Genomic DNA, 23,303 nt, shown 5'->3' on the forward strand with positions numbered 1-23,303 from the left:
ACGACATGAGCCAGTACGAATCAGTCGGACGCCTGGGTGCTGCGCACGGTCTTACTGCGCAGCGGAGGGACGCCGGCCTGGATGCCGATACGCCGGATGTGATTCCGATCGTAAGGACTGTGCGCCGCGATCTTCCCGGGGGCGGCGTTGCGCTCCATGAGGTGCTTGACGATCCCAGCTTGGAGAGCTTGGCGGGCCCGGTCGAAGGACTCTTCGGCCTCCCTGTAGGTGGCGGTCAGCTTGTCGAGCTCCGTCAGGGCTGCCGCTTCCCGCTCTCTCTCCTCGCTCGTCATGACGGCATGTTGCCACACGTGGCAGCAGCCGTCCGGGTTCGGTCTCGGGAATCTTCCTCGAAGGACTTGCGCCTGCTTCGTCATGTTGCAACTATAGGTGTCATCGCGGCGGAACAACAGGCCACGAAAAAAGCCCCGTCCGGTGCGCCAACACCGAACGGGGCGAGGAAGCCCCTTATCGCAGAAGGAGCAACCCCATGAGCAGCAGTGTAGCCACGTCCGCCCCCGCCAGCTCGGGGGACCACCCCCGCCAGGCCGTCGCCTACGTCCGCGGTCAGCGTGTGATCGTCGACTGTCCGGCGTGGTGCACCGTCGTGCATGCCGCCCGGGACGAGTACTTCCTGGAGGACGTCTCCCACTCGTCCGACTCCCTGTCGGTTTCGGCGCCGGTGGGCGTGAGCCGCCGGGAGGACGTTCTGGTCGGGCACATCGCCGAGTGGTCGTTCGCCGGCGAGTCCCGCCCGAGGTTCGCGTTCGACGCGACGGGCTCCGGCGAGTTCTCCGAGCTGTCCAAGCACCAGGCGCGCGCCGAGCTGGACCGGATCGCCGCCCACGTCGAGCACCTGCGCCGCGTCGTCGACGCCATGCCCAGCGCCTGATCTCACTCTCACCCCGTAGCGGCCCCGGCCGTGCGACCCAACCGCCGGCCGGGGCCTTGATCCCCCATGGAGGGACCCGCAATGAATCCTGTCACGACCCTGTCCTCGTCTCCCGTCTCCCTGTCCGACGGCGACGCCGCCACGGTTTCGGACCTGTCCGCCCACCGCCGGGCCGCCGTGTCGGTGGCGGACGCGAATGCGGCCTACCGTGCGGAGTTGGTGACGGACTACATCGCCGCGCGTCGGACGGGGGTGTGGTTCGACGAGCTGCGGCTGCTGGCGGAGGCCCGCCGCTACGACGTGGCCAACCCGGACGACTCGGTGCCGCTGTTCGACGAGCTGCACGCCATCGAGCTGTTCGGCGCCCAGCCGGCGGGGGTGGCGGCGTGAGTGCCTGGCCGGCGGGGCTGGTGGCCCGCTATCTGACGGTGGGTGGGGCGGCGGTGGATCTGTTCGGCCCCGACCCGGTCAACAACTTCGGCGGCCCGTGCGGCGGCTGCGGGCAGCAGGTGTCGAACCGTCGGTCGGACCCGGACAGCCCGCAGGCGGGTCTCGCGGACGCCCGCGGTGAGGCGCAGGCCCACGCCAAGCAGTGCCGCGCGGTGCCGCAGCCCGAGGCGGGTGGTCGGTGATGCGGGCTGTTGTGGCGACGGTGGTCGTGTGGCTGCTGTCTCTGGCCGAGTTCTTCGTCTCGTGGGCTGTGGCTGCCGGTCTGGCGTCGTTCCTGTTCACGCAGGGTGTCGGGTTTTTGCCCGCGTTTCTGCTGGCGACGGGCGCCGGTGTGGTGGCCCTGTTCGTGGCTGACGAGTTCGTGTGGCCGGGCCGGTCGCGTCCGCTGGCGGATGTGGCGGCGGAGTGGGCTGACCGTGTCGCCGACTGGGGTGGCCTCGACTGGATCGACGCCGACCCCTCCGAGCAGCAGCCTTCCCGGTCCGATTCGCGGGGCTGACGGCTGCCCGATCCGCCCGGCACACCCCCAGTCGGGCGGTGAGGGGAGCCGGCCAGACCGGCCGGACCACCACTAGGGAGGGAAGACGAGATGGCTTCTAACGAGCTGGCAGACCGCGTGGTGACGCTGATGGAGCGGCTGCAGCGGATGGGTCGTTCCGAGCAGGAGATCAGGGCCGCGGTCGAGGAGGAGCTGGCCCCGCACAGCCGGGGTGAGACCGCGGTCGCCCTGAAGGCCCTGGAGAAGAACAGCCGCTGACCGGCTGTCCGCGGGTGCCCGGCACGAGGTCCGGGCGCCCAAGGAGAACCGGCCAAGCACCCCACCCCTGAGTTTTGGAAGGACGTCATGAACATCTCGATGTTGATCGCGGCGACGAGGGCGCGTCTCGCGCTGCTGATCGCGGGTCTGGCCTGGTTCGTCGGGCTGGACGCCCCCGCCCCGGTACGGCTCGCCATCGCCGGCCTCGTCGTCATGGCCCTCGTGTTCGACGGGGCCATCGACGAAGGCCGCATCCGCACCGATGCCGCCAGCAAGCACCAGAACCGACCGCACTCAACTGTCTGACCGGAAGGAGGCTGACCGATGTCTACCGCTACCGAGCACGTCAACGGCTACGAGCGCCAAGCCGCCGATCCGGTGGAGCAGGCGAAGGCGGACGCGATCCGATCCAAGTCCTACGCCGAGTCCGAAGCCCTGCGCATCGAGGCCGAGGGCAAGGCCAAGGCCGCCGAGATCGTCGCCAAGGAGGAGGCGGAGAAGCAGCGCCTCGCCAACGAGCGGGCCCGGCTGAAGCTGGAGAAGGACCAGGCCGCGCACGACCGGCACATGGCCGAGCAGCAGCGCAAGGCCGCTGAGGAGCGGGCCGCGAAGGACAAGGCCGAGCGGCAGGAAGCCGAGGAGGCGCAGCAAGAGGCTGACCGTGCCGCGGAGCAGCAGCGCAGCGAGAGGTACTGGAAGTGGGGGGCCCGCGGAATCTACGCCGTCGGTCTGATCATCGCCGCGCCGGTGCAGTTCCTGCACTTCTGGGACCCCGAGAGGCCGTTCCTCATCGCCGCGCCCGGCCTGCTGGAGGGTTTCGCTCTGGTCCTCGCGTGCGGCGCCGCGTGGGCGGTGGCCCACAAGCGCGACGTGGCCCCGTACCGGGTGGGCATCATGCTCGGTGCGCTGATCGCCGCCGCCATCAACCTGTACGGCGGTATGGCCGACGCGCGGATCGGTTTCAACGCGGGCCTGATCGGCGCCATCGCCTCGCTGGGTGGGCCGATCGTGCTGATGGCCTACGAGCATGGCATCGCGCAGAAAGCCGACGGCATTCCCTCGTTCCGGGAGCGGCGCGCGACGGAGAAGGCGGAGAAGGCCGCCGCGAAGGATCGGGAGCGGGCGAAGGCCGAGAAACGCGCCGCCGAGGAGAAGTCTGCGGCGGAGCGGCTCGACCAGAAGCGGCGTGCAGAGGTCGAGCAGGAACGCCGCGACAGCGACCGTCAGCGTCGGCACCCGGACGTGTGGGAGGTAGCAGAGTCGCTGCGTTCGGCCCGCGGTGAGGCGGTCGTCACCGAAGCCATCTGGAGCGAGGCGTGGTACGTCGTCACCGGCTCGAAGAGGGTCGGCTACACCACCGAGATTGAGGCGACGGCGCGTGCTGCGCAGGCCCGAATGAAGACGGTCACGGAGATGCCGATAGAGGGCGAGTTCTCCCTGATCACTTCCCAAAAGGCTGCCCGCTCGAAGAAGGCTCCTGACGCGCCCGACGGGCGCCGCTTCAACGGCGGCACACCGCCTCGCCGGACCCCCGGGGACACGCAGCCGTACAGCGCTGGGGCGAAGAAGCAGGCGGCCATCGAGCAGGCCAAGCCGGCTGCCGCCGACGGTAAGTGAGAGGACCCGACGAGATGAGTATCGACACCACTGTGCGGGTCCCCGCCGACGCCGCCGAGGCAGCCACCGACCGGCCTCCGCTGGCCCTCGTGAAGGACACCCCGGCTCCGTTTGAGGGGACGGTGGTCGAGCATCAGGGGCAGTCGGTGCGGCCGGCGTGGATCGAGTCGGGTGCGGCGCTCGCCGCCCGCGCCCGGCAGCACGCCGCAGACAACCGCCTGTACGTCGGGTGGACGGTGCGTGGCTACCGGCAGCTCGGCCGCCGCTGGCTGGACGCCCGCCGCGACGACTACCCGCAGATGATCGCCTCCGCCAAGGCAGAGCTGAAGGCGGCGTCGGGGGATGTGTCGGCCGAGGACTCGGCCCGCCGCAGCCTCACCGAGCGCCGCGCCGCATACCGGCTCCACAAGCGCTGGCACTGGATCAAGACCGGCGGCTGGGGGACCGCGGGCGCTACTGGTCTCGCCACCGGCGTCGTCACCGGAGGACTCTGGGTCGACCTGGCCCTCACCATCGGCACCTTCGTCGTCGGTGCAGTGAACGGACGGCCGACCCCGCCCGCCCCCGAGCCCACCAGGGGCGAGGTCGGCCCGTCCCAGGCGCCGCGGGAAGCGAGCCAGCTCGGCGAGGAAACCATGCGCCGCGCCCTCGTCGAAGCGGGCATCGTCCCCGAACGGCGCGCCGACGAGATCACCGGCGTCGGCCTGCCCCGCACCGAAGGCCCCGGCACCGCCTACACCGCGGAACTCCCCGCCGGTATCCCCGCCACGGCCGCCCTGACCAAGGCCGAACAGCTCGCCTCCGCCCTCGGCGTCCATCGGGACTGGATGGACCTCGACGTCGACCGGGGCGAAGGCTCCAACGCCTCACGCCTGAAGATCTGGGTGTCCGACCAGAACCCCTTCGACGTCGTGCGCCCCTCGCCGCTCCTGCAGCACCGCGGGCCGACCGACACCTGGCACACCGGGATCCCCGTCTCGTTCGGCAAGCGCGGCAACCCGATCTCCTTCCACATTCGCGACACGTCTCTCCTCGTCGGAGGCGCCACCCGCCGCGGCAAAGGCATGTTCCTCGCCAACCTCCTCATCGGGGCAGCCAAGGACCCGTGGGTCAACATCCGCGTCTTCGACGGCAAGGGCACCGCCGAGCACAACCCGTTCGCTCCGCTGCTGGCAACGTTCGTCAAGCGCGACCCCGAGCGCCTCGCCGTGTTCCTCCGCGGCGTGCTCGACGACCTGGACCGGCGGTCCGACATCCTCGACCAGCACAACCTCGAGAAGATCGACGATGAGCACTACGGCGAGCTGATGCGCCTCCTCGGCGGCATCGAGCTGCTCGTCATCGACGAACTCGCCACCTACACGCCCAAGGGCACCAGCAAGTGGGCCGACGAGATCACCGAGAACCTGGCGCAGATCGCCGCCGTCGCTGCCGCGCTCGGCATCATCCTCATCGACCTCACCCAGGTGCCCGAGGTGGATGTGGTCCGCGGCCGGCTTCGGCAGAACCACGTCGGCCGGGCCGCGGTGAAGACCGAGTCTGGTAGTGCCTCGAACACGATCCTCGGCGACGGCATGACTGGGGAGGGGTACAACGCGGCCAGCATCCCCATCAACCAGCCCGGCCGGCACTGGCTGTCCACCCCGGAGACTGGCGTTGTAGATGCCCGCTCCTTCCTGGTGAAGCCGGAGGAGAAGCGTGTGGCCGCGGCCGAGGCGATCGAGCTGCGGCGTGAGGCGGGACGACTGCCGGGTCAGTGGCACGACCCGATCGAGGCATACCTGATGCGAGAGACGGGCGTGTCGTCGGCTGCCGGCGGCGAGCGCGGCAACGGCCGCATCAGCCGGGTGACGGTGCTGGAGCGGCTGGAGATGCTGGCGAAGGCGACCGGCCGCGGGTCGGTCACCAACGGAGAGGTGATCTCTGCGTTCGCTGTGCACGAGCCGTCGAAGTACGCCCGCCGCGACGGGGAGTCCGACCGGGCCTACGCGACCCGCGCCGGGAAGCTCGTCAAGGACGCGCTCGACGCGGCCGGTGTCGAGCTGGAGACCCGCCGAGTGCCGTCCCCGGACGGCGGGGAGCGGTCGACGGGCTACACCCTCGACGACATCGTCCAGGCCGGTCAGAGCGCGAAATGAGGTCCGACAGAGGTACGTCGCCGACGGGATCGCCGCAGGTCGCAGGTCTGACACAGGTCCGACAGTCGCTGTCGGGAGCGCAGTCCTCGGACAGTCCGTGACGTACCTCTGACTGACCTCCCACCTGCACTTATCCCCCCACTGTCGTACCTCTCGACGTACCACAATGCCCGAAAGATCCACATATGCACCATCTGCCGAACAGGAGACTCGATCATGGGAATGTCCCGCGCGGACCGCCGCACATGGGCCGACGCCCGCACCGTCGCAGACCTCGGCCACCTCATGGCCCGCTGGCTGGAGGGCGACCTCAAATCGTGGCCCGGCAACGAAGCCGGCTACGGCCCCGACGAGGAAACCCGCCCGCTCGTGTCGCCTCTGGCTGCCGCCAACCGGGCCGGGTTCCTCACCACCTGCTCGCAGCCCGGGACGGATGGCGCCGGCTACGACGGAGCCCGCTGGAGGCAGCGCGCCGCCGTCGAGGGGTTCGTCGCCGACCCGGACATGCTGCAGCGCGTGAGGCGCGCCGCCCAGCGGCACGGACTCCGGGCCACGACAGGCGGCCAGTGGACTGTCGTCACCGACCGCAACGGCGAGCCGATCACCGTGTTCGGTCAGCGTGTTGACGGTCGGGTCCTGCGCAGCATGTGGCACGGCATCCACCGAACCGCCTACCGGGCCGTCGGCGACGCCCAGCCCGTCGCCGTCGTCCACCCGGTGTGGGGGCCGTCCGGCACCGGACCGCTGCAGAAGTTCCTCGCCGAGGTGGCCCGATGACCGCCGCCACCCTCGCCCCGGCGGTCGCCCCGGCGGGAGAGCTGGACCTGGAGACGCGCATGGCCATGGCCGACGCTGCGATGACCGTCCGCCTCGACGAGGCCGCCCTCGCCCACGCGGTGAACACCGCCCACCTCGACACGCCGACGGTGCCGCACCTGCCCGTCGACACCCAGCCGGCCGTCGAGCAGACCCCCGTCGCCGCGCTCCTCCAACGGGCCCGAGCCCGCATCCTCCGCGACGGCTGGTGCCGAGACGCCGCACACAACAGCGGCGGCGGCATGTGCCTCGCCGAAGCCATCCGGGCCGAAGCCCGCACCCACGCCGACGAAGGCGAAGCCCGTCTGCTGCTGCGCCGGGCTCTCGGCGGCGGTGACCCCATCCCCGAACAGAACCGGCGACTGGCCAGCACCGCGCACGCTGCGGCCGTCCTCGCCCAAGCAGCTACCAGCGCCGCCGACCGCGGCATCTGAAATCTGAAGGAGAAACACATGCCGAGCTACACACCCGCCCCCGGAGACCGGGTCCGAGTCACCCGACGCGACCCGACCGGCCGAATCAAGTTCGTCAAGACCGGGACAGTAGCCGCCCCCGCCGATTCCCAGGCATTCCGCTTTCACGACGACGCCGGCTACCGCGTCCACCTCACCACCGACCAGGCCCTGGCCGAGCACATGCACGGCTGGACACAAATCACCGAACCCATCACCCGCTGAAGGAGAACCCGATGCCCACCGCGAAGTACGTCCTCACCATCCGATCCCGGTCCGGCAAGCGCCTCCCCGGCTGCACCGGATCGAGCACCGGCATCGCCGTCTACAGCGACACCGACCTGAAGAAGCGCCTCAAGGAAGCCGCCAAGGACCCCGACCTCGCCGCGACCTACCGCCGCGCCAACGACTGAAGGAGAAACCCGATGGGTTGGAACATCTCGCACCGCCCCGACTGCGACGACATGCGCCGCTCGTACACCAGCATCAGCAACCTCGGCCAGCACATCGCGCACGTGCTGCCCGGCCGCGACTGGCGCCGCGTGCGCTCCATCTTCGCCCGGCGGTCCGGTGACCCGTTCACCGTCACCGCCCGCGACGCCGGCGACATGGCGCGCATCCTCACCACCGCCGCACAGCACCCCAAGATGCCCGCCGACTGGGCCCTCGACGCCCAGCAGCTCGCCGACTCAGCCCGCAACGCCGCCAACACCCGCAGCGCCTGGACCTGGCGCTAACCACACCCCACCGAAGGAGCACACCATGGGAATCTTCTCCGCCATCGACCAGCAGATCGCCCAGCACAAGGCAGGCAAGGACGGCCGGAAGTTCGCGAAGGCCGTCGTGATCGGCAAGACCTACTACTGCATCGTCCCCAACAAGACCTGGTCCGGCTCCTGGTCCGACCTCGTCCACGAGTACACGTTCACCCGCATGTCGTCGACCATCACCGGCCGGCCCATGCCCATGTGCGGCACCATGTCCGCCGAACGCGCCTGGAACCTGTACGGCCCGTTCTACACACACATCCCCAAGGGCCTGCAGACCCTCGCCGAGTACAACAACAGCTCCGTGTGCACCGACGACGACGTCGCCAAGAAGACCCAGCAGGAGTTCCTCAAGGAACTGGGCAAGGCCCTCGTCCGCGTCTGACCCGGCCCGCCCCTCCCGGGGATATCGGGAGGGGCGGTGTCGCCCACTGTAGGCCCCCGCCGAAGCGGGGGCCGTTGGGGCACGGAACGGTCACACCCGTCGCATACGGCTCCCGACGGCGTCAGGCCGTCGATACGATCCGCTTCTCAACCACAAGGGGGGAATCGTGAAGATCCGCATATACGCGACCGTGGCCGTCCTGTCCCTGCTGCCCCTCACCGCCTGCAGCAACAACGACGGCGGCGGACACGCCGACACCGAGCCGAAGAAGACCGCCGACAAGGGCTGCGGGAAAGACTCCGACCTGTCCCAAGCCGACTGGAACGAACTCTGCGGCCCCAACGCCGTCGGCAACGGCGGCAAACCCCGCAAGCCCGAGCAGCCCAAGAACCACAAGCTCGGCGAAGCACAAACCACCATCGGCGGCGACGGCACCGGCGAACTGGAGATCACACCCACCACCGTCGTCTACGTCGACAAAGCCACCGGCGAAACCCCCGACAACGACCTGTTCGCCGTCGTCACCACCAAAGACAAAGCCACCAACGCCGTCGACACCTCCGAAGAAGCCCCCGCCGGCGGAGGCGGCTGGAAATGGGCCACACCAGACGGGCAGGCCATCGGTGACGGCGACGGAGACGCCGCATTCAACGTCACCCCCGAACACTTCAACGGCGGCGGCAACATCGCAGCCGGCACATGGGCGTGGGACTCCGCCGTATTCGACCTCAGCGACGCCCAGCGCGGCGGCACCCTCCTCTACACCGACGGCGCCGGCACCACCTACCGGTGGAAAATGCCCAAGACCGACAGCGGCCCCGACGTGGACAAGCTGAAGAAAGACCTCGCCTACTAGCCAGCCACCCCCCTTGTGGCCCCGCCAAACCCCCAGTGCGGCGGGGCCACACCTCTACCCTGGAAGCAGCCCTTGGAGGTTCCATGCTCATCGTCCGTGCAGCCCGCGCCTACTACCGCCTGAATGTTCGGGCCTTCAGCGCCATCAAGCGGTCTGTCGAGTGGGTACCGCCGATCGCACTCATGGCCGCTGTGTCTGTCGGCTACCTCGGCTTCATGGCCGGCATGAAGGGCGCCGGTCACGACACCACAGTCTTCGCTCTGGTCGCCTGCCCGCTGTTCCTAGCGCTGGGAATGGCAACGGGACACGCCCATGTGGACCGGGTGACTCGGCGCCGTTGAGGTCTTGCTTGCCGGAGGATTCCCGGCTATGTCACACTGATCGCAGACGGGCTCACTGCGCCCTAAATGCCACCGGACCCCCGCCAGAGTGCGGGGGTTTCGTCATGTCGGGGGTGTGCCGTGGACGTCATCTACCTCCAGGTCGAAGACCTCGTCTTCGCCCACGAAGCCGCCGAACGTACCGGCGTCCCGCAGCAGGTGATCCGCAAGTGGGCGTCACGCGGGAAGATCCGCAAGTTCGACGGTGACGGCCGGCCCCTCGGTATCGGACACTTCGCCCGCACCATGTACGCCCTGCCTGAGATCGAAGCCCTCGCACGCACCTACCGGCCCACACCCCAACGCGCCCCGCGGGCCGCGTAGACCGGGTGCTCCAGCCCAGCTGTTGAGCCCCATGGTGGCCGCCCCGCCGAGGGCACGGGGCGGCCACCAACATCCTGACCCCTGCTGCCCGCCGTCGGGAGGGTGCGGGCAGCAGGACCCTCCCAACACAAGGAGCCCGCGCCATGACCCACGTGAAGAACCCGCCGCCGACGAACTACCACATCGAGTTCCGCGACGGCGACACCTGCACCGCCCGCGCCGTGTCCGCCATCGAGCGAGGGCCCGACTGGCTGACCCTCATGGACGACCAGATGCGCATCCTCTTCAGCGCACCCCGAGAGACCATCCTCTACTACGAAGCGGTGGTGGACTGATGCCGACGAGTGACGCCGAGGGCAAGGACTGGTCCCTGACCCGGTTCGAGCGGCACCTGCCCGACACCGTGTGCGACGTCGGCCCCGGAGAGGGCACCTACGCGCGACTGTTCCGGCCCGTGCACAAGGGCGTGTGGTGGACCGCAGTCGAGATCCACAAGCCCTACGTGGCCAAGTACAAGCTGCGCTCGACGAAGACCCGCACCATGTACGACGAGATCCACATCGAAGACGTGCGCGAGTCGGCGGACCACCTGTTCCACCGGGATCTTGTCATCCTCGGCGACGTCCTCGAACACATGCCGCGCGAAGACGCCGTCGCACTGCTGGAGCGCGTCGAGGCCGCCGGCGCGTGGCACATCCTCGTATCGGTGCCCATCGTCGACTCCCAGCAGGGCGCCGTCGACGGCAACCCGCACGAAGCCCATCTGCACCAGTGGGACCCCGACGACATGGACCACGTCCTCGCCCAGCTCGGCGGCGGCGTCGAGACCATGCGCGGCAACACGCTCGGCGTGTGGTGGTGGTCCCGCCGTGGCTGACCAGCCCATCGGGCAGATGCTCGACGCGATCGGCCTCACCGCCGACATCGACGACGGCGACATGACCATGGACGCCATCGTCATCCTCAAAGTCATCAAAGCCGACGGCAGCGTCCACCTAGTCAAAGGCCGCTCCGACGCGGTCGACTGGGTCACCGCACTCGGCATGGTCACCGCCGCACAAGCCGTCGAAAACAGCGGCTACGACCTCGCCGACGAAGACGACGAACCATGAGCGGCGGCTGGCAGGGCTCGGATCGTGTGAGCCGGCTACCCCGAGGCTGGAAGAAGATCCGCGCCGAAGTCCTCGCCCGGGATCCGATCTGCGTCCTCTGCGGCGTGCGGCCCAGTTCGCACTGCGACCACATCAAAGCCAAGACCGACGACCACCAGCCCGCCAAGTTGCAGGGCGTGTGCGCCGAATGCCACGGCCGCAAGTCCAGCGCCGAGGGCAACGCCGCACAACGCGCCAACCCGCGGCCCGGCAGACGGCGCCCACCCGAACGGCATCCAGGGCTGAGGTGACCACGTGCCCGCGTTCCTGATCCGCTATCCGAAGGGGCAGGGCGAGGACATCCTCGCCGAGGACAACCACCTCACCCTCACCATCGACCACGGCTGGGCTGTACTCGCCGACCCACACGGCACCTGCATCGCCATACCCGCACACAGCGGAGCCACCATCACCCGCATCGACCAGGACCAGCAGCCCGAGGAGTGATCCACGTGGCCAGCAAGGGGCGAGGACGCAGCAACAGGGGCAACCGCGGCAATGCCGCCGCCCTGAAGCAATACTGGGGCCCCGGCAAGGGCGGGACCACCAAGATCCGCTGGAACACCCCGTCGGACTTCACCCGGTGCAAGCGCCACCTCAAGCGCTACCTCGGCAGCCGCGCCGCCGGATATTGCGCCCGCCTCCACCGGGAGATGACAGGGGTCTGGCCCGGCGACCGCCGCAATGTCGGCCGCACTTCAGCACGGCGACGCCGCTGAACGACCACGCTGTCAGGGGCGGTTGAGATACTAGAAGCACAGACCCCGGCGAGTGCGGACACACTCCCGGGGCACGGCCGATCCAAGTAGGAGATCGACATGCCCAAGGCTACCCGCGCATGCGCACACTGCGGAACGGACATATCCCACCGTCACGGCAACGCCAAGTACTGCCAGCCATGCGGCGACCAGCAGGCCATAAACCTGCAAGGCCAGGGCACACGCACGTGCCCCTGCCAGATCGGCAACGAAGAGTGCGTGCCGGGCCGGCTGAGGAACGACATGTGCGAACTCCACTACCGCCGCGCAAGGACGACCGGCACCACGGACGACCCGCACCTGAACAATCTCCTGCGCTACGCCGTCGCCCCAACGGGATGCTGGGAGTGGCAGGGTGCGCGCTATTCCAACGGCTACGGCAGGACCTCACGCCAGATCCACGGGACACGATTGGCCCACCGAGTCTTCTACGCCGAACACTGTGGCCCCATCCCTGAAGGTGCCGAACTGGACCACCTGTGCCGCAACCGGGCATGCGTCAACCCTGGACATCTAGAGCCAGTGGCACGGGCCGTGAACATCCAACGCGGATACGACGCTCGTCAAGGTGGCAGGTGCAAGAACGGCCACGACTTGACTCGATCTGATGCGTATTACGTCGAGCCCAAGTCCGGCAGGCGACAGTGCCGGGAGTGCTGGCGTCGGAACTATCGAACCGCTCGACGGAACCTCAACGCCAGGCGAGCTGCCCAACCCAAGGCGAGCTGACAGGTAGCTGACGCAGCCACAAGGCAACCCTCCGAGCATGGGCAAGGCAGGCTGGGTGCCACCACGTCGGACCCCTCCTCTCCGGTGGTGGGGCACCGGTAGGGGCAGGGCGCAGGCAGGCGTGAGGCCATGCGAGGCATGTGATCAGGTGTCGAGCATGAGCAACTGTTCGAGTTGATGTTCGTCGAGTGATCGAAATCGGTGAGCTGCGAGCGGCGTCGGGCTGTGCGCGGCGGTCGAGGTTGATCGTCGCGAGCCGTGAATGATCAGTCGGAGTGATCGCGCACGATGATCCGTGATCTTCTCGAAGATCATCCGCCTCAAGATCACCTGGGGGGATGATCTTCCCCCCATGATCACAGCCATCGGGGCCGTATAGCACCTGACCGTCTGTACGGGTTCCCTAGGCCCCCGCCCTCTTGATCGTCCACCGTGACTCGGTCGCCCTGGAGGCGCCCACCCGCGGTGCTTCATCCGCCCACCCGCTCGCCCCGGAGGCGGGCCAGACCCTGGAGGTCGCCATGGGCACGCACGGTCCTATCCCCAAGCGCTCGGAGGAGCGGCGACGGCGGAACAAGGACGAGGGCCCCGAACTGGCGAAGGCTCCGTCGGGGGCGCCGGTGGATCTGCCGGAGCTTCCGGAGCCGGACGAGTTGTGGCATCCGATCGCGCGGGACTGGTACCTCAGCCTGCGGGAGTCGGGGCAGGCCGCGTTCTATCAGCCGTCGGACTGGGCGATGGCCCGGTATGCGGCTGAGCTGATGTCGCGGGGCTTGTCGTCGGATCGGCCGCCGAATGGGCAGTTCGTGTCGGCGCTCGACAGCGTGATGGCCCGGCTGCTGACGACGGAAGGGGACCGCCGGCGGGCTCGGATCGAGCTGGAGCGGAAGCCTGCGCAGCAGCAGGCTCCGGCAGGCGTGACAGCGATCGCCGACTACCGTGCTGCGATCGGGGGCTGACGTGCTGAGGTTCCTGGTGTGTGCGGGCAGCATGGAAGAAATGCTGTGCTGGGCTCGGCGGTACGAGATTCCGCAGGGTCAGTTCTCGTTCGCGGATGGCCGCCGGTCGCATGGCATCAGGGATGTCGTCGTGGTGCGGTTGCCTGGTTTCGAGCGGAGTCCTGCTCGTGATCAGGTCGAGGCGCTGGTTGCGCACCTTTCGCGTCGCGGGTTTGTGCTCGGGCAACTCGATGGCTGCGGAGTCTGAGCGGGTCCCCGAGGTCGTCACTCCGTTCACGATCGGGCCGACGTGGAAGCGGGGTCCGGACGGCCGGTTCCTCCTTCCCGAGTACACGCTGGGCTGGCACTGTCTGGCGTGGACTGCGACGTACCTGCAGCACCATGTGGGGGCGCCGTGGCGGTACACGCCCGAGCAGGCCCGGCTGACGCTGTGGTGGTACGCGCTGGATCCGGCGACGAACCGGTTCCTGTGGCGTGATGGTGTCCTGCAGCGCCTGAAGGGCTGGGGCAAGGACCCGGTGAAGGCGACGTGGGCGGGCTTCGAGTTCGTCGGCCCGTGCCGGCCGTCGGGGCGGGTAGCGGACGAGGGCGACGAGTGGGGGATTCCGCCGGGCCAGCCGATCGGGGTACAGCATCCTGCGGCGTGGGTGCAGATCGCGGCGGTGTCGCAGGACCAGACGCGGAACACGATGACGCTGTTCCCGAGCTTGTTCACGAAGCGGGCGCTGGAGGAGTACCGCATCGACCTCGGCAAGGAGATCATCTATGCCGACAAGGGGCGGGCCCGGATCGAGGCGGTGACGAGTTCGCCGCGGGCGCTGGAGGGCGGTCGTCCGACGTTCACGTCGATGGGCGAGACACATCACTGGGTGGAGTCCAACGGCGGCCATGAGATGGCGGCGGTCATCGAGCGGAACGCGACGAAGTCGGCGGATGGCCAGGCGCGGACGTTGGCGGACACGAACGCTTACGAGCCAGGTGAGGACAGTGTCGCGGAGCGGACGCGGGAGGCTTTCGAGTCGTCGCAGTCGGGTCGGGCGCTGGACACGGGCCTGTTCTACGACTCGTTGGAGGCGCCGGCTGAGGCGCTGCTGACGGAGGAGTGGATCGTTCCGACGTTGGAGGCGGTGCGGGGGGATTCAACGTGGCTGGACATCGACCGGTTGAAGGCGTCGATTCTCGATACCCGGAATCCGCCGTCGCGGTCGCGCAGGTTCTGGTTCAACCAGATCGTCGCTGCGGAGGATGCGTTTCTGGCTCGGTACGAGTGGGACGCGAATCCGCACGAGGGGATGGACCTTGCGCCGCGGGATGAGTTGGTGCTGTTCTTCGACGGCTCGAAGAGCGACGACGCGACCGGCTTGGTTGGCTGCCGTCTGTCGGATGGGCTGGTGAAGACGCTGGGTGTGTGGCAGCGGCCGGCGAACTGGCTGGAGGACACGCCGTGGCGGGTGCCGCGCGAGCAGGTCGACGGTGTTGTGGATCGCGTGTTTGCCGAGTACCGGCCGGTGGCGTTCTTCGCTGACCCGGGTTCGGGTTTCGACGAGGCGGACGGCGAGCGGTACTGGGATGGCTACATCGACGCGTGGGCGCAGCGCTACGGGCGTCAGCTGAAGCTGAAGGCCGTGTCGGGTGGCGCGAACCGGCACGCGGTCATGTGGGACATGCGGGACCGGCGCCGTCAGCAGACATTCACGGAGGCCGTGGACCGGTTCTACCGGGATGTGCTTGAGCGGCAGGTGCCGCATGACGGGCACAGGGTGCTGCGGCAGCACATCGCGAACGCTCGGCGCCGGACGAACGCCTGGGGCTATTCGATCGGCAAGGAGCATCGGGAGTCGGCGCGGAAGGTCGACTTGGCGGTGTGTGCGATCGGCGCCAGGATGCTGCGGCGGATGGTGCTGAACAGTGAGCAGTTCGGGAAACGGAAGGGCGCGCCTGGTAAGGGGCGGGTCGTCGTGTTGAGGTGAGGGGCGGTGACCTGTGGCCGCCACGATTCCTGAGCTGCCTTTGCTGGGTTTGTCGGATGATGAGTTGGCGCTGGTGACGGCGCTGCGCACGGATTTGATGGAGCACCGGTTCCGGCTGGAGCTGCTGGACAGCTATTTCAACGGCGAGCAGCTCGTCAGGGACTTGGGCATCAGCATTCCGCCGCAGCTGCAGGGTCTGCATACGGTGATTGGCTGGCCGCGGATCGGTGTGGAGGCGTTGGAGCAGCGGCTGGAGTTGGAGGCGTTCCGGTGGGCTGATGGTGCGGATGCGGAGGATCTGCGGGAGGTCGCCGAGGCGAACGATCTGTTCGATGAGTCGTCGCTCGCGCATCTGGACGCGCTGACCTACGGCCGGGAGTACATCGCGGTCGGGTCGGGGGATTGCGGTACGGATGACTGCCCGCCGCTGATCACCGCCGAGTCGCCGCTGGATATGACGCTGTTCTGGGATGCCCGTGCGCGGGTGGCGACCTCGGCGCTGCGGGAGTCGGTTGAGGATGGCGTGCGCGTGATCACGCTGTATCTGCCGGATGAGACGGTGCATGCGGCGGAGGCGAACGGCGGCTGGGAGGTCTTCGACCGGGACATGCACGGCCTGGGTGTGGTGCCGGTGATTCGCATGGCGAATCGGCAGCGGACCGCGGACCGGGTGGGCAAGTCGGAGATCACGCCGGAGGTCATGTCGATCACGGATGCGGCGTGCCGGCGGCTGATGAGCATGGAGATAACCTCCGAGTTCTATGGGGCACCTCCCAGGTACATCCTCGGTGCCTCGGAGGCCGCGTTTCAGGACGCTGAGGGCAACACCAAGTCGGCGTGGGAGACATACATCGGTCGGGTGCTGGCCCTGGAGCGGGATGAGGACGGGCAGATCCCGCAGGTCGGTCAGTTCCCTGCGCACGATCCGCAGACCTTCACGAAGATCATCGACCTGTATGCGCGGATCATGGCGACGCAGCTCGGTCTGCCGCCGCACTACCTGGGCTACACGACGGACAACCCGGCCTCGGCGGACGCCATCCGTAGCAGCGAGGCGCAGCTCGTGAAGCGTGCCGAGCGCCGCTGCCGCCGGTTCGGCGGGGCGTGGTCGGATGTGATGCGGCTGGCGCTGTGGGTGCGTGACGGAGAGCCGCCGGAGCGCACACGGCGGATCGAGTGCGTGTGGCGGGATCCGGCGACGCCGACGGTGGCGCAGCAGACGGACGCCGCGGTGAAGCTCGTCCAGGCGGGCATCCTCCCGGCGGACGGTGAGGTCGTGCTGGAGATGGCGGGCCTGTCGGAGGATCAGCGGCAGCGTGTGGCGGCGGAGCGGCGCCGTTCGCAGGGCCGCCAGGTGCTGGACCGGTTGAGTCAGCTCGGCGCGGAGGACCAGCCGGACGAGGAGCCAGAGGAGCCTGACGGTGGCGACGACGGTCTCGGATGACGGTGACCGTGTGGGTCGCTGGCGTCGTGCGCAGCGGGGTTTGACGCGGCTGCTCGGGCGGGATGTGCGGAAGCTGCGGCGGCTGATCGTGCCGACCCGTCTGGAGGCGTCGGTGCCGGATTGGGTCGAGGCTGTGCGGGCTGTGGTCGACGACTATGCGGACGCGTCGGTGTCGCTGGCCGCGGATTTCTATGAGGCGGAGCGTGTGGCGGCTCGGGTGACGGGTCGGTTCACGGTGCCGCTGATCGGTCCGCCTCCGGTGGAGAAGACTGAGGCCAGCCTGCGGTGGGCCACGAAGGACCTGTGGCCGCGGACCGAGGAGGAGGCGACGCCGGCGCAGCTTGCGCCGCTGGATGTGCGGCTGGAGCAGGCCGGGAAGAAGGCGGAGGCGGTCGCCCAGAAACTCGTGGCTGATCAGGGCCGGGAGGCGGTGCGGGAGGCCGTGCGCCGGGACCGGCAGGCCACCGGCTGGGCGCGTACCGCGGCGCTCGGAGCCTGCCATTTCTGTAAGGCCCTCGCGATCCGCGGCGCGGTGTATGAGCGGGATACGGCGAACTTCCGGGCCCATGACGGCTGCCATTGCGGCGTGGTCCCGATCTTCCGAGGGCAGTCGTTCGAGCTGTCCGACAAGGCCAAGGAGTGGGAGCGGCTGTACCAGGAGTACGCCGCACCGCACTCCGGAGACCAGTTGGCTCGCTTCCGGCGGGCGCTGGCTGAGCACGGGCATCTGCCTGCTGCTCACTGACACAACCCCGTGGCTGCCCTGGTGGTGGCCCTTTCTCAGCCCCAGGAGGGCGACTCAGCCATGCCCGAAGAGCCGAACAGCCCTGCCCCGGAACAGCCGGCGGAGGGCGAGCAGTCAACCGAGCCGCAGCAGACCGCCGAGCAGCCCCCGGAGGGCGGCAAGACGGATCCGTGGCACGACCCGGAGAAGGCACGCCGGGAGATCGAGAAGCTCCGTAAGGAAGCTGCGAAGTATCGGACTACGGCCAAGGAACTGGAGCCGTTCGCACAGAAGGCGTGGGAGGCCGAGGAGGCGCAGAAGTCGGAGGCCGAGCGGCTTGCCAGCCAGCTCAAGGCCGCCGAGGAGCGCGTCGCTGCGGTGCAGCAGCGGGCGGTCCGCGCGGAGGTGCGGGCTTTGGCCGCTGGCGAGTTCGCCGACCCGGAGGACGCTGCGGCGTTCCTGTCGCTCGACGGCTACGTGAGCGACGACGGAGAGGTCGACGCGGAGCAGATCCGCGCGGACCTCAAGGCGCTCCTCAAGGCGAAGCCGCATCTCGCGAAGCCGGCGGACACCAGCCCGCGGCGGCCTGCTCCGGACCGGTCTCAGGGCTCGTCGGGCAACGGCAATCGAACCCCATCTGACCCGTCGGCGGTGTTCGCCGACTTCATGAAGCAGGGCCTCGCACGGGGCCACTGAGAAAGGTAGCCCCCGATGGCAACCACCGATCCGATCAAGCTGTCTGCGGTCGACCCGGTCTTCCTTCCGGAGACCCTGGTCGCCCCGATCTTCGAGAAGTCCGTCGAAGGCTCCGCGGTCATGTCGCTGGCGCGGCGTGTTCCGCTGTCCATGACGGCGAACACGGCGGTGCCGGTGCCGCTGGACGTGCCGACCGCGGACTGGGTCGCCGAGGGCGGCAAGAAGCCGCTGTCGAGTGGCGGCGTCGAGGTCAAGCAGATGTCCGGAAAGAAGATCGCGACGCTGATCCCCGTGTCCATGGAGGTCGCCCAGTCCAACGCGGCGGGCCTGTGGACCCAGCTGCAGCGGGACCTTCCGACCGCGTTCGCCCGCGCCTTCGACATGGCCACCATCCACGGCAAGAACATGGCCGGCAGCACCGGCCCGTTCGCGGACTACCTGGCAATGACCAGCAAGAGCGTGTCGCTGGGCACCACGGCGCAGAACATGGGCGGCGTCTGGGGCGACTTCGTCGAGGGCCTGGACCAGATCATCGACGACGACTGGGACTACACCGGCACCGTCGCCGACAACCGGCTGAAGCCCAAGCTGCTGTCCGCGACATCGACGACGGGCGAGCCGCTGTTCGTGCAGACCCGGCAGCCGGGCGCCGGCACGGGGGCGGCTCTGCAGGGTGAGCTGATCGGCGAGCCGCTCGCCTACTCGCGTTCCGTCAGCGGCAAGCTGCGCCGTCAGTCGACCAGCACCGATTCCGGACTCCGGGCTGTGGGCGGCGACTGGTCGCAGGCGGCGTTCGGTGTGGGCATGGAGATCAGCGTCAAGCTGTCCCGTGAGGCGACGTACATCGACGAGGAGGGCGGCGTCCACTCGGCGTTCCAGGAGAACCTGGTGCTGCTGCTGGCCGAGGCGTACTACGGCTTCGTCCTGGGCGACGCCGAGGCGTTCGTCAAGTTCACCGGCACCCCCAGCGGGACCTGAGCATGAGGCTCGTCGCCCGGGTGCATGCGGCACCGCCGGAGCACAATGCGGGCGCCGAGCACATGCTCATCAGCATGCTGCGTCCGCTGGTGGAGCGCGGTCACGAGGTGGAGGTGTGGCTGTCCCGGTACGGGAAGGCCCATGAGGTCTACGAGTATCGGGGCATCCGCATCGTGCCGCTGGAGTCGCGCTTGGACTTCGCTACGGCGGTGCGCAGGGCGGATGTGCTGGTGTCGCATCTGGAGTGCGTGCCGTCGACGTCGTCTCTGGCCCGCGGCTACGGCAAGCCGATGGTGGTGATCTGCCACAACACGCACAGGACGACGTTCCGGGACGCCGCGGCTGGGCAGACGGCGCTGGCGGTGTACAACAGCCGCTGGATGGAGGCGGAGGCGGAGCTGTTCTTCGCCGAGTACCCGAAGTCCGTCCGCCCCGCGTCCAGCCTTATCGTGCGGCCTCCGGTGTTTGCCGACGAGTACAAGGCGAAGCCTGGCAGCGCGGTGACGCTCATCAACTGCTGCGAAGCCAAGGGCGGGAACGTGCTGCGGCGGTTGGCGGAGCGGATGCCGGAGCAGCAGTTCCTCGCGGTCCGCGGCGCCTACGGCGAGCAGGTCGACTTCGACGGTCTCGACAACGTCGAGGTGCTGCCGCAGGTGCCGGGGGAGGACATGGCCCAGCAGGTGTACGCCCGCACGCGGGTGCTGCTGATGCCGTCCTCGTATGAGTCGTGGGGTCGGGCCGGCTGTGAGGCGCTCGCTTCCGGGATTCCGGTGGTGGCGCATCCGACGCCGGGGCTGTGCGAGTCGCTGGGTGAGGCCGGGATCTTCGTCGACCGCAACGACCTCGACGGCTACGAGGCGGTGCTGCGGCGACTGCTGGGCGATCCGGCCGAGTACCGGCTGGCGGCGAAGCGGGCCCGTGCCCGGTCCCGGGAGCTGGATCCGGCGGCCGAGCTGGCTGCATGGTGCGACACCGTCGAGGCCCTCGCCTGAGAGGAGACCCAGATGGCGTACACGGTGCCGTCTGCGGAGGATCTGGCCCTGTATCTGGGTCTCGACGAGATTCAGGGGGCTCGGGCGGATCTGCTGCTGCAGCAGGCCACGAATCTGTGTCTGGCGGTGGTGACGCCGCTGCCGGATGGTGCGAAGGCTGTGGTGCTGTCGGCTGCGGGCCGCGCGTATGTGAACCCGCAGAGCGTCAGCTACGAGACGATCGGGCCGATGTCGGTGCAGCGCCCGCAGGGGTCCGGCGGCCTGTATCTGACGAAGGCCGACAAGTCGGCACTCAAGAGCATGGCGGGTCGTGGCGGGGCGTTCACGGTCGATCCGACGCCGGACACCGCGGACCCGTCGCCGACATATCCGATCGACTACTCCTACGGGCCGGGCCTGGAGTACGAGCCTGGCTGGGGCTGGGTCTGATGCCCGCCCCGTACCCGTATGGGGAGACGGTGGTGCGTCTGCGGCGTGGCGAGTCGCCGGGCCGGGACCCGCGGGGTCAGCCGATTCCGGGGCCGCTGGTGGAGACGGACATGCCGGGCTGTGTGGTGACGCCTCGGGCGGAGACGCCTGCAGTGGGTGGCCCGGAGCAGACGGGGCGGGACACGGTCATCGTCGGCTACACGGTCTACACGCCGCCCGGGAGCGATGTGCTGACGACGGACCAGTTCCGTATCCGCGGCGAGGTGTGCGAGGTGACCGGTCAGCCGGGCGACTGGGGCCGCAGCCCCTTCACAGGCACTGCGGGTCCGGTGCAGTTCGCTGCCGATCGGGTCACCGGCTAGGAGGTGCGCATGGCTGCGAAGTTCAAGATGTCCCGGAAGGGTGTCGGGGAGCTGCTGCGTAGCCGCATGGTGGAGGTGGAGATGCTGCGCCGCGCCGACGTCATCAAGGACGCGGCGGCCGGCATCTCCCCGGTGGGTACGGCGGCGTGGGATCCGCACCCGGGTCTGTACAAGGCGTCGTGGCATTCGACGAGTACGCGCCGTGGCGGGCGCCGTAAAGACCGTGCGGTGGCCACTGTGTGGAACAGCGCGCCGTATGCCCGGTGGGTGGAGTACGGCACCGAACGTGTCCACGCGCATCATGTGCTGCTGCGGGCGGCGCAGGCGGGCGGCCGGTGATGGCGGCGGTCGGGTCGGTGGATGTCGAGCTGGAGCTGATCGGCTGGCTGCAGGAGCGGCTCGGCGGCGGCGTGGTGGTGCGCGACGAACTCGACAACAACCTGCTGAACGAGCTGCCGACGGTGCAGGTGCAGCGGCTTCCGGCTGGCGGTGATGACGGGTTCCGGCTGGACCGGGCGCTCGTCGACGTCGACGTGTATGCCGCCACCCGCGGTGAGGCGATCGCCCTGTCGGCGACGATCCGCGGCGCTCTCCTCGGCGAGCTGCGGGGCAGCACGACCAGCAACGCCACGTGGGGGCGAATCTCCTCGGATCCGCCGCCCGCGATCCGCCCATACGAGAACACGGGGCTCCGCCGCTGTGGGGCCACGTATCAGATGTTCGTTCACCCGGTCTCCTGACCGGCCAGGCCCGCGCCGGACCTGTAAGCCAACCCCGCCCGTGTGCGGGGTTTTCGCATGTTGGGAGACCCCCTGATGGTCAACATCACTCGCGCTGCGGACTTGTCAGCGATCGGTGCGAACGGAGGTGGATGGACGGCGCCTGTCGGAACCACCTCCCCTGGCGATCCGCTGATCCAACCGACGGGGCTGTGGCAGCCCATCGGCGGCATCTCGGAGGACGGTCTGACGCAGGGCTTCGACGAGGACTCGGAGGAGTACACCCCCTGGGGCTACACGTCGCCGTGGCGCACGACCATCACCAAGTCCGTCCGCACGTTCGGCCTGACGGCGTGGGAGACCAGCCGGACAACGGTCAAGTCGATCCAGTACCGGATCGCCGAGGCGGATCTGGCGCCCGACGAGGACGGGCTGACGACCTACGCGGAGACCGCGTCGCCGCTGCCGGACCGCCGCGCCTGGTGGTTCATCGTCATCGACGGCAACGTCATGCAGGGGTTCTACGTGCCCGAGGGCGAGGTGTCGGAGCGCTCGGACGTGAACCACAAGCAGGACGAGACGGCCGGCTACGAGTGGACGATCACCGCCTATCCCGACACGGAGGGCAACACCGTCTACCACGCGGACCGTCTGCCTGCGACGCCCGAGTACACCGGGTCCTGACGGACCCCCATGACTGGTGGCGGGCCGCCCTCTGGCGCGGGCCCGGCCCGCCACCTCCCCACTGGCCCGCGCCCGGAAGAGAGAAGAGGCCCGCGCTATGCCCACGACGAAGAAGGAACTCGACGCCGCCGCCGCGCAGGAGGCGGAAGCCGAGCAGGAACTCGACCCCTACGTGCCGGTGCCCCTCGCCGGCTACGACGGCGTCACCAAGGACGTCCGAGCCCTCCCGGCCGGCCGCTGGCGCGCGTCCGCGTTCCGCGCCCTGAACTCCGGCGACATGGACGCCTTCATGGCGCTCGTCCTCCACGAGGACGACGTCGAGGTGTACGAGGACCTCGACCCGGACATGGACGCGATCGGCCGGTTCGCGGAGGCCGCGGCCCGCGCCGGGGGTGAGGACCTGGGGAAATCCGGTGGGCCGTCTCGGTCTGGCAGGAGCACCCGGAGGCGGTAAGAGCTGACCTCATCGACCGGCACTACGACATCACCGACGTGCTGGCCGGGCGGCGGACGTGGGCGTGGCTGCGGGTGCTGATCCAGCATCTGCCGCCCGAGTCGCACACGATGACCGCCATCCGCAACAGCCTGTCCGACGTCGAGCTGGATGAGCAGGCGGACCTGGGCGAGCCGGAGAAGGGCCGCTGGTCGCAGGCCGAGCAGTTGCTGGCGCTGCTGGCGGACCGGGTGGCGCAGCTCCAGTACACGCTGATCTGCGTCAACACGGAGAAGAAGTCGCAGCGGCCGGATCAGCCCGAGCCGATCCGCCGCCCTGGGGCTCAGCCCCGCAAGAAGAAGACGGCACCCATGTCGGACGCTGCCGCCGAGCGGCTGTTCCAGCTCATCAACGGAGGCGCGGCCTGACGCGCGGGAGGGA

Annotated in this window: 40 protein-coding genes; 38 read left to right on the forward strand and 2 right to left on the reverse strand. The window is 69.1% G+C overall.

Features of this window, described 5'->3' with window-relative positions:
• Positions 1-20: 20 nt before the first annotated feature.
• Positions 21-293, reverse strand: coding sequence for a hypothetical protein (locus ACFYMO_RS03795; RefSeq protein ID WP_388543950.1), 273 nt, complete (start codon positions 291-293; stop codon positions 21-23).
• A gap of 197 nt (positions 294-490) precedes the next feature.
• Between ACFYMO_RS03795 and ACFYMO_RS03800 the strand changes: the two genes are divergently transcribed.
• From ACFYMO_RS03800 to ACFYMO_RS03915, 24 genes are all read left to right on the forward strand, one after another.
• Positions 491-892 carry a DUF6907 domain-containing protein gene (locus ACFYMO_RS03800; RefSeq protein ID WP_388543952.1) on the forward strand — a complete coding sequence of 134 codons (402 nt, stop codon included), beginning with the start codon at positions 491-493 and terminating at the stop codon, positions 890-892.
• A gap of 81 nt (positions 893-973) precedes the next feature.
• Positions 974-1,282, forward strand: a complete 309-nt coding sequence (locus ACFYMO_RS03805; protein ID WP_388543955.1) for a hypothetical protein — start codon at positions 974-976, stop codon at positions 1,280-1,282.
• On the forward strand, positions 1,279-1,524 hold the full coding sequence (locus tag ACFYMO_RS03810) for a hypothetical protein (RefSeq protein WP_388543958.1): 246 nt from the start codon (positions 1,279-1,281) through the stop codon (positions 1,522-1,524). The genes ACFYMO_RS03805 and ACFYMO_RS03810 overlap by 4 nt, the downstream gene beginning before the upstream one ends.
• On the forward strand, positions 1,524-1,841 hold the full coding sequence (locus ACFYMO_RS03815) for a hypothetical protein (protein ID WP_388543961.1): 318 nt from the start codon (positions 1,524-1,526) through the stop codon (positions 1,839-1,841). Before ACFYMO_RS03810 ends, ACFYMO_RS03815 begins: the two co-directional genes overlap by 1 nt.
• Positions 1,842-1,931: 90 nt before the next feature.
• On the forward strand, positions 1,932-2,099 hold the full coding sequence (locus ACFYMO_RS03820; RefSeq protein WP_388543964.1) for a hypothetical protein: 168 nt from the start codon (positions 1,932-1,934) through the stop codon (positions 2,097-2,099).
• An 87-nt stretch (positions 2,100-2,186) separates the two neighbouring features.
• Positions 2,187-2,405 carry a hypothetical protein gene (locus ACFYMO_RS03825; RefSeq protein WP_388543967.1) on the forward strand — a complete coding sequence of 73 codons (219 nt, stop codon included), beginning with the start codon at positions 2,187-2,189 and terminating at the stop codon, positions 2,403-2,405.
• A gap of 18 nt (positions 2,406-2,423) precedes the next feature.
• Positions 2,424-3,716 (forward strand): hypothetical protein, encoded by a 1,293-nt coding sequence (locus ACFYMO_RS03830; protein ID WP_388543969.1) that lies wholly within the window; start codon positions 2,424-2,426, stop codon positions 3,714-3,716.
• Positions 3,717-3,730: 14 nt separating this feature from the next.
• A complete protein-coding gene (locus tag ACFYMO_RS03835; protein ID WP_388543972.1) occupies positions 3,731-5,854 on the forward strand; it encodes an FtsK/SpoIIIE domain-containing protein in 2,124 nt (707 codons plus the stop codon).
• A gap of 216 nt (positions 5,855-6,070) precedes the next feature.
• Complete coding sequence (locus ACFYMO_RS03840) at positions 6,071-6,631, forward strand: DUF6919 domain-containing protein (RefSeq protein WP_388543975.1); 561 nt, start codon at positions 6,071-6,073, stop codon at positions 6,629-6,631.
• Complete coding sequence (locus ACFYMO_RS03845) at positions 6,628-7,104, forward strand: hypothetical protein (RefSeq protein WP_388543978.1); 477 nt, start codon at positions 6,628-6,630, stop codon at positions 7,102-7,104. Before ACFYMO_RS03840 ends, ACFYMO_RS03845 begins: the two co-directional genes overlap by 4 nt.
• Positions 7,105-7,122: 18 nt before the next feature.
• Positions 7,123-7,347, forward strand: a complete 225-nt coding sequence (locus ACFYMO_RS03850; RefSeq protein ID WP_388543980.1) for a hypothetical protein — start codon at positions 7,123-7,125, stop codon at positions 7,345-7,347.
• Positions 7,348-7,358: 11 nt separating this feature from the next.
• Positions 7,359-7,535, forward strand: a complete 177-nt coding sequence (locus tag ACFYMO_RS03855) for a hypothetical protein (RefSeq protein ID WP_388543983.1) — start codon at positions 7,359-7,361, stop codon at positions 7,533-7,535.
• A gap of 12 nt (positions 7,536-7,547) precedes the next feature.
• Complete coding sequence (locus ACFYMO_RS03860) at positions 7,548-7,859, forward strand: hypothetical protein (RefSeq protein WP_388543985.1); 312 nt, start codon at positions 7,548-7,550, stop codon at positions 7,857-7,859.
• 25 nt (positions 7,860-7,884) lie between these two features.
• Positions 7,885-8,274 (forward strand): hypothetical protein, encoded by a 390-nt coding sequence (locus ACFYMO_RS03865; protein WP_388543988.1) that lies wholly within the window; start codon positions 7,885-7,887, stop codon positions 8,272-8,274.
• 166 nt (positions 8,275-8,440) lie between these two features.
• On the forward strand, positions 8,441-9,130 hold the full coding sequence (locus ACFYMO_RS03870) for a hypothetical protein (protein WP_388543991.1): 690 nt from the start codon (positions 8,441-8,443) through the stop codon (positions 9,128-9,130).
• A gap of 83 nt (positions 9,131-9,213) precedes the next feature.
• On the forward strand, positions 9,214-9,471 hold the full coding sequence (locus ACFYMO_RS03875) for a hypothetical protein (protein WP_388543994.1): 258 nt from the start codon (positions 9,214-9,216) through the stop codon (positions 9,469-9,471).
• Positions 9,472-9,591: 120 nt separating this feature from the next.
• Complete coding sequence (locus ACFYMO_RS03880; RefSeq protein ID WP_388543997.1) at positions 9,592-9,834, forward strand: hypothetical protein; 243 nt, start codon at positions 9,592-9,594, stop codon at positions 9,832-9,834.
• 143 nt (positions 9,835-9,977) lie between these two features.
• Positions 9,978-10,169: a hypothetical protein gene (locus ACFYMO_RS03885; RefSeq protein WP_388544000.1), complete on the forward strand. Its 192-nt coding sequence runs from the start codon at positions 9,978-9,980 to the stop codon at positions 10,167-10,169.
• Positions 10,169-10,711 (forward strand): class I SAM-dependent methyltransferase, encoded by a 543-nt coding sequence (locus ACFYMO_RS03890; RefSeq protein ID WP_388544002.1) that lies wholly within the window; start codon positions 10,169-10,171, stop codon positions 10,709-10,711. The genes ACFYMO_RS03885 and ACFYMO_RS03890 overlap by 1 nt, the downstream gene beginning before the upstream one ends.
• On the forward strand, positions 10,704-10,946 hold the full coding sequence (locus ACFYMO_RS03895) for a hypothetical protein (RefSeq protein ID WP_388544005.1): 243 nt from the start codon (positions 10,704-10,706) through the stop codon (positions 10,944-10,946). Before ACFYMO_RS03890 ends, ACFYMO_RS03895 begins: the two co-directional genes overlap by 8 nt.
• A 26-nt stretch (positions 10,947-10,972) precedes the next feature.
• The gene (locus ACFYMO_RS03900) at positions 10,973-11,236 is read left to right on the forward strand and encodes an HNH endonuclease signature motif containing protein (RefSeq protein ID WP_388544007.1); all 264 of its coding nucleotides are present in this window, start codon (positions 10,973-10,975) and stop codon (positions 11,234-11,236) included.
• Between the two features lie 4 nt (positions 11,237-11,240).
• Positions 11,241-11,432, forward strand: coding sequence for a hypothetical protein (locus tag ACFYMO_RS03905; protein WP_388544010.1), 192 nt, complete (start codon positions 11,241-11,243; stop codon positions 11,430-11,432).
• Positions 11,433-11,437: 5 nt separating this feature from the next.
• Positions 11,438-11,704, forward strand: coding sequence for a hypothetical protein (locus tag ACFYMO_RS03910; RefSeq protein WP_388544013.1), 267 nt, complete (start codon positions 11,438-11,440; stop codon positions 11,702-11,704).
• A gap of 282 nt (positions 11,705-11,986) precedes the next feature.
• Positions 11,987-12,472: an HNH endonuclease signature motif containing protein gene (locus ACFYMO_RS03915; protein ID WP_388544619.1), complete on the forward strand. Its 486-nt coding sequence runs from the start codon at positions 11,987-11,989 to the stop codon at positions 12,470-12,472.
• A 144-nt stretch (positions 12,473-12,616) separates the two neighbouring features.
• On the opposite strand, the gene ACFYMO_RS03920 is transcribed toward ACFYMO_RS03915, so the two are convergent.
• Positions 12,617-12,787 carry a hypothetical protein gene (locus ACFYMO_RS03920; protein WP_388544015.1) on the reverse strand — a complete coding sequence of 57 codons (171 nt, stop codon included), beginning with the start codon at positions 12,785-12,787 and terminating at the stop codon, positions 12,617-12,619.
• Positions 12,788-12,891: 104 nt separating this feature from the next.
• On the opposite strand from ACFYMO_RS03920, the gene ACFYMO_RS03925 reads away from it, so the two are divergent.
• The 14 genes from ACFYMO_RS03925 to ACFYMO_RS03990 all read left to right on the forward strand — a co-directional run bounded on the left by ACFYMO_RS03925 (position 12,892) and on the right by ACFYMO_RS03990 (position 23,290).
• Positions 12,892-13,431: a hypothetical protein gene (locus tag ACFYMO_RS03925; RefSeq protein WP_388544017.1), complete on the forward strand. Its 540-nt coding sequence runs from the start codon at positions 12,892-12,894 to the stop codon at positions 13,429-13,431.
• Positions 13,432-13,598: 167 nt separating this feature from the next.
• Positions 13,599-15,401, forward strand: a complete 1,803-nt coding sequence (locus ACFYMO_RS03930) for a terminase (protein ID WP_388544020.1) — start codon at positions 13,599-13,601, stop codon at positions 15,399-15,401.
• Positions 15,402-15,414: 13 nt separating this feature from the next.
• The gene (locus ACFYMO_RS03935) at positions 15,415-16,845 is read left to right on the forward strand and encodes a phage portal protein (protein WP_388544022.1); all 1,431 of its coding nucleotides are present in this window, start codon (positions 15,415-15,417) and stop codon (positions 16,843-16,845) included.
• Positions 16,823-17,590: a hypothetical protein gene (locus tag ACFYMO_RS03940; RefSeq protein WP_388544025.1), complete on the forward strand. Its 768-nt coding sequence runs from the start codon at positions 16,823-16,825 to the stop codon at positions 17,588-17,590. The genes ACFYMO_RS03935 and ACFYMO_RS03940 overlap by 23 nt, the downstream gene beginning before the upstream one ends.
• A gap of 9 nt (positions 17,591-17,599) precedes the next feature.
• On the forward strand, positions 17,600-18,265 hold the full coding sequence (locus ACFYMO_RS03945; protein WP_388544028.1) for a hypothetical protein: 666 nt from the start codon (positions 17,600-17,602) through the stop codon (positions 18,263-18,265).
• Positions 18,266-18,280: 15 nt separating this feature from the next.
• Positions 18,281-19,243 carry a phage major capsid protein gene (locus ACFYMO_RS03950; protein WP_388544030.1) on the forward strand — a complete coding sequence of 321 codons (963 nt, stop codon included), beginning with the start codon at positions 18,281-18,283 and terminating at the stop codon, positions 19,241-19,243.
• 2 nt (positions 19,244-19,245) lie between these two features.
• Entirely contained in the window at positions 19,246-20,235 is a 990-nt protein-coding gene (locus ACFYMO_RS03955) for a glycosyltransferase family 4 protein (protein ID WP_388544032.1), read from the forward strand.
• A gap of 12 nt (positions 20,236-20,247) precedes the next feature.
• Entirely contained in the window at positions 20,248-20,664 is a 417-nt protein-coding gene (locus ACFYMO_RS03960; protein ID WP_388544034.1) for a hypothetical protein, read from the forward strand.
• Positions 20,665-20,696: 32 nt separating this feature from the next.
• Entirely contained in the window at positions 20,697-21,026 is a 330-nt protein-coding gene (locus ACFYMO_RS03965) for a hypothetical protein (protein ID WP_388544037.1), read from the forward strand.
• A 9-nt stretch (positions 21,027-21,035) separates the two neighbouring features.
• Positions 21,036-21,365, forward strand: a complete 330-nt coding sequence (locus ACFYMO_RS03970; RefSeq protein WP_019357976.1) for an HK97 gp10 family phage protein — start codon at positions 21,036-21,038, stop codon at positions 21,363-21,365.
• Positions 21,366-21,382: 17 nt separating this feature from the next.
• Positions 21,383-21,766, forward strand: a complete 384-nt coding sequence (locus tag ACFYMO_RS03975) for a hypothetical protein (RefSeq protein ID WP_388544039.1) — start codon at positions 21,383-21,385, stop codon at positions 21,764-21,766.
• Between the two features lie 57 nt (positions 21,767-21,823).
• Complete coding sequence (locus tag ACFYMO_RS03980) at positions 21,824-22,429, forward strand: phage tail protein (protein WP_237735873.1); 606 nt, start codon at positions 21,824-21,826, stop codon at positions 22,427-22,429.
• Between the two features lie 97 nt (positions 22,430-22,526).
• Positions 22,527-22,883, forward strand: a complete 357-nt coding sequence (locus ACFYMO_RS03985; protein ID WP_388544042.1) for a hypothetical protein — start codon at positions 22,527-22,529, stop codon at positions 22,881-22,883.
• A gap of 38 nt (positions 22,884-22,921) precedes the next feature.
• The gene (locus ACFYMO_RS03990; RefSeq protein WP_388544045.1) at positions 22,922-23,290 is read left to right on the forward strand and encodes a hypothetical protein; all 369 of its coding nucleotides are present in this window, start codon (positions 22,922-22,924) and stop codon (positions 23,288-23,290) included.
• Positions 23,291-23,303: the final 13 nt, after the last annotated feature.

This window comes from Streptomyces sp. NPDC007025 (assembly GCF_042869455.1).
In the GTDB taxonomy this organism is placed as follows: domain Bacteria; phylum Actinomycetota; class Actinomycetes; order Streptomycetales; family Streptomycetaceae; genus Streptomyces.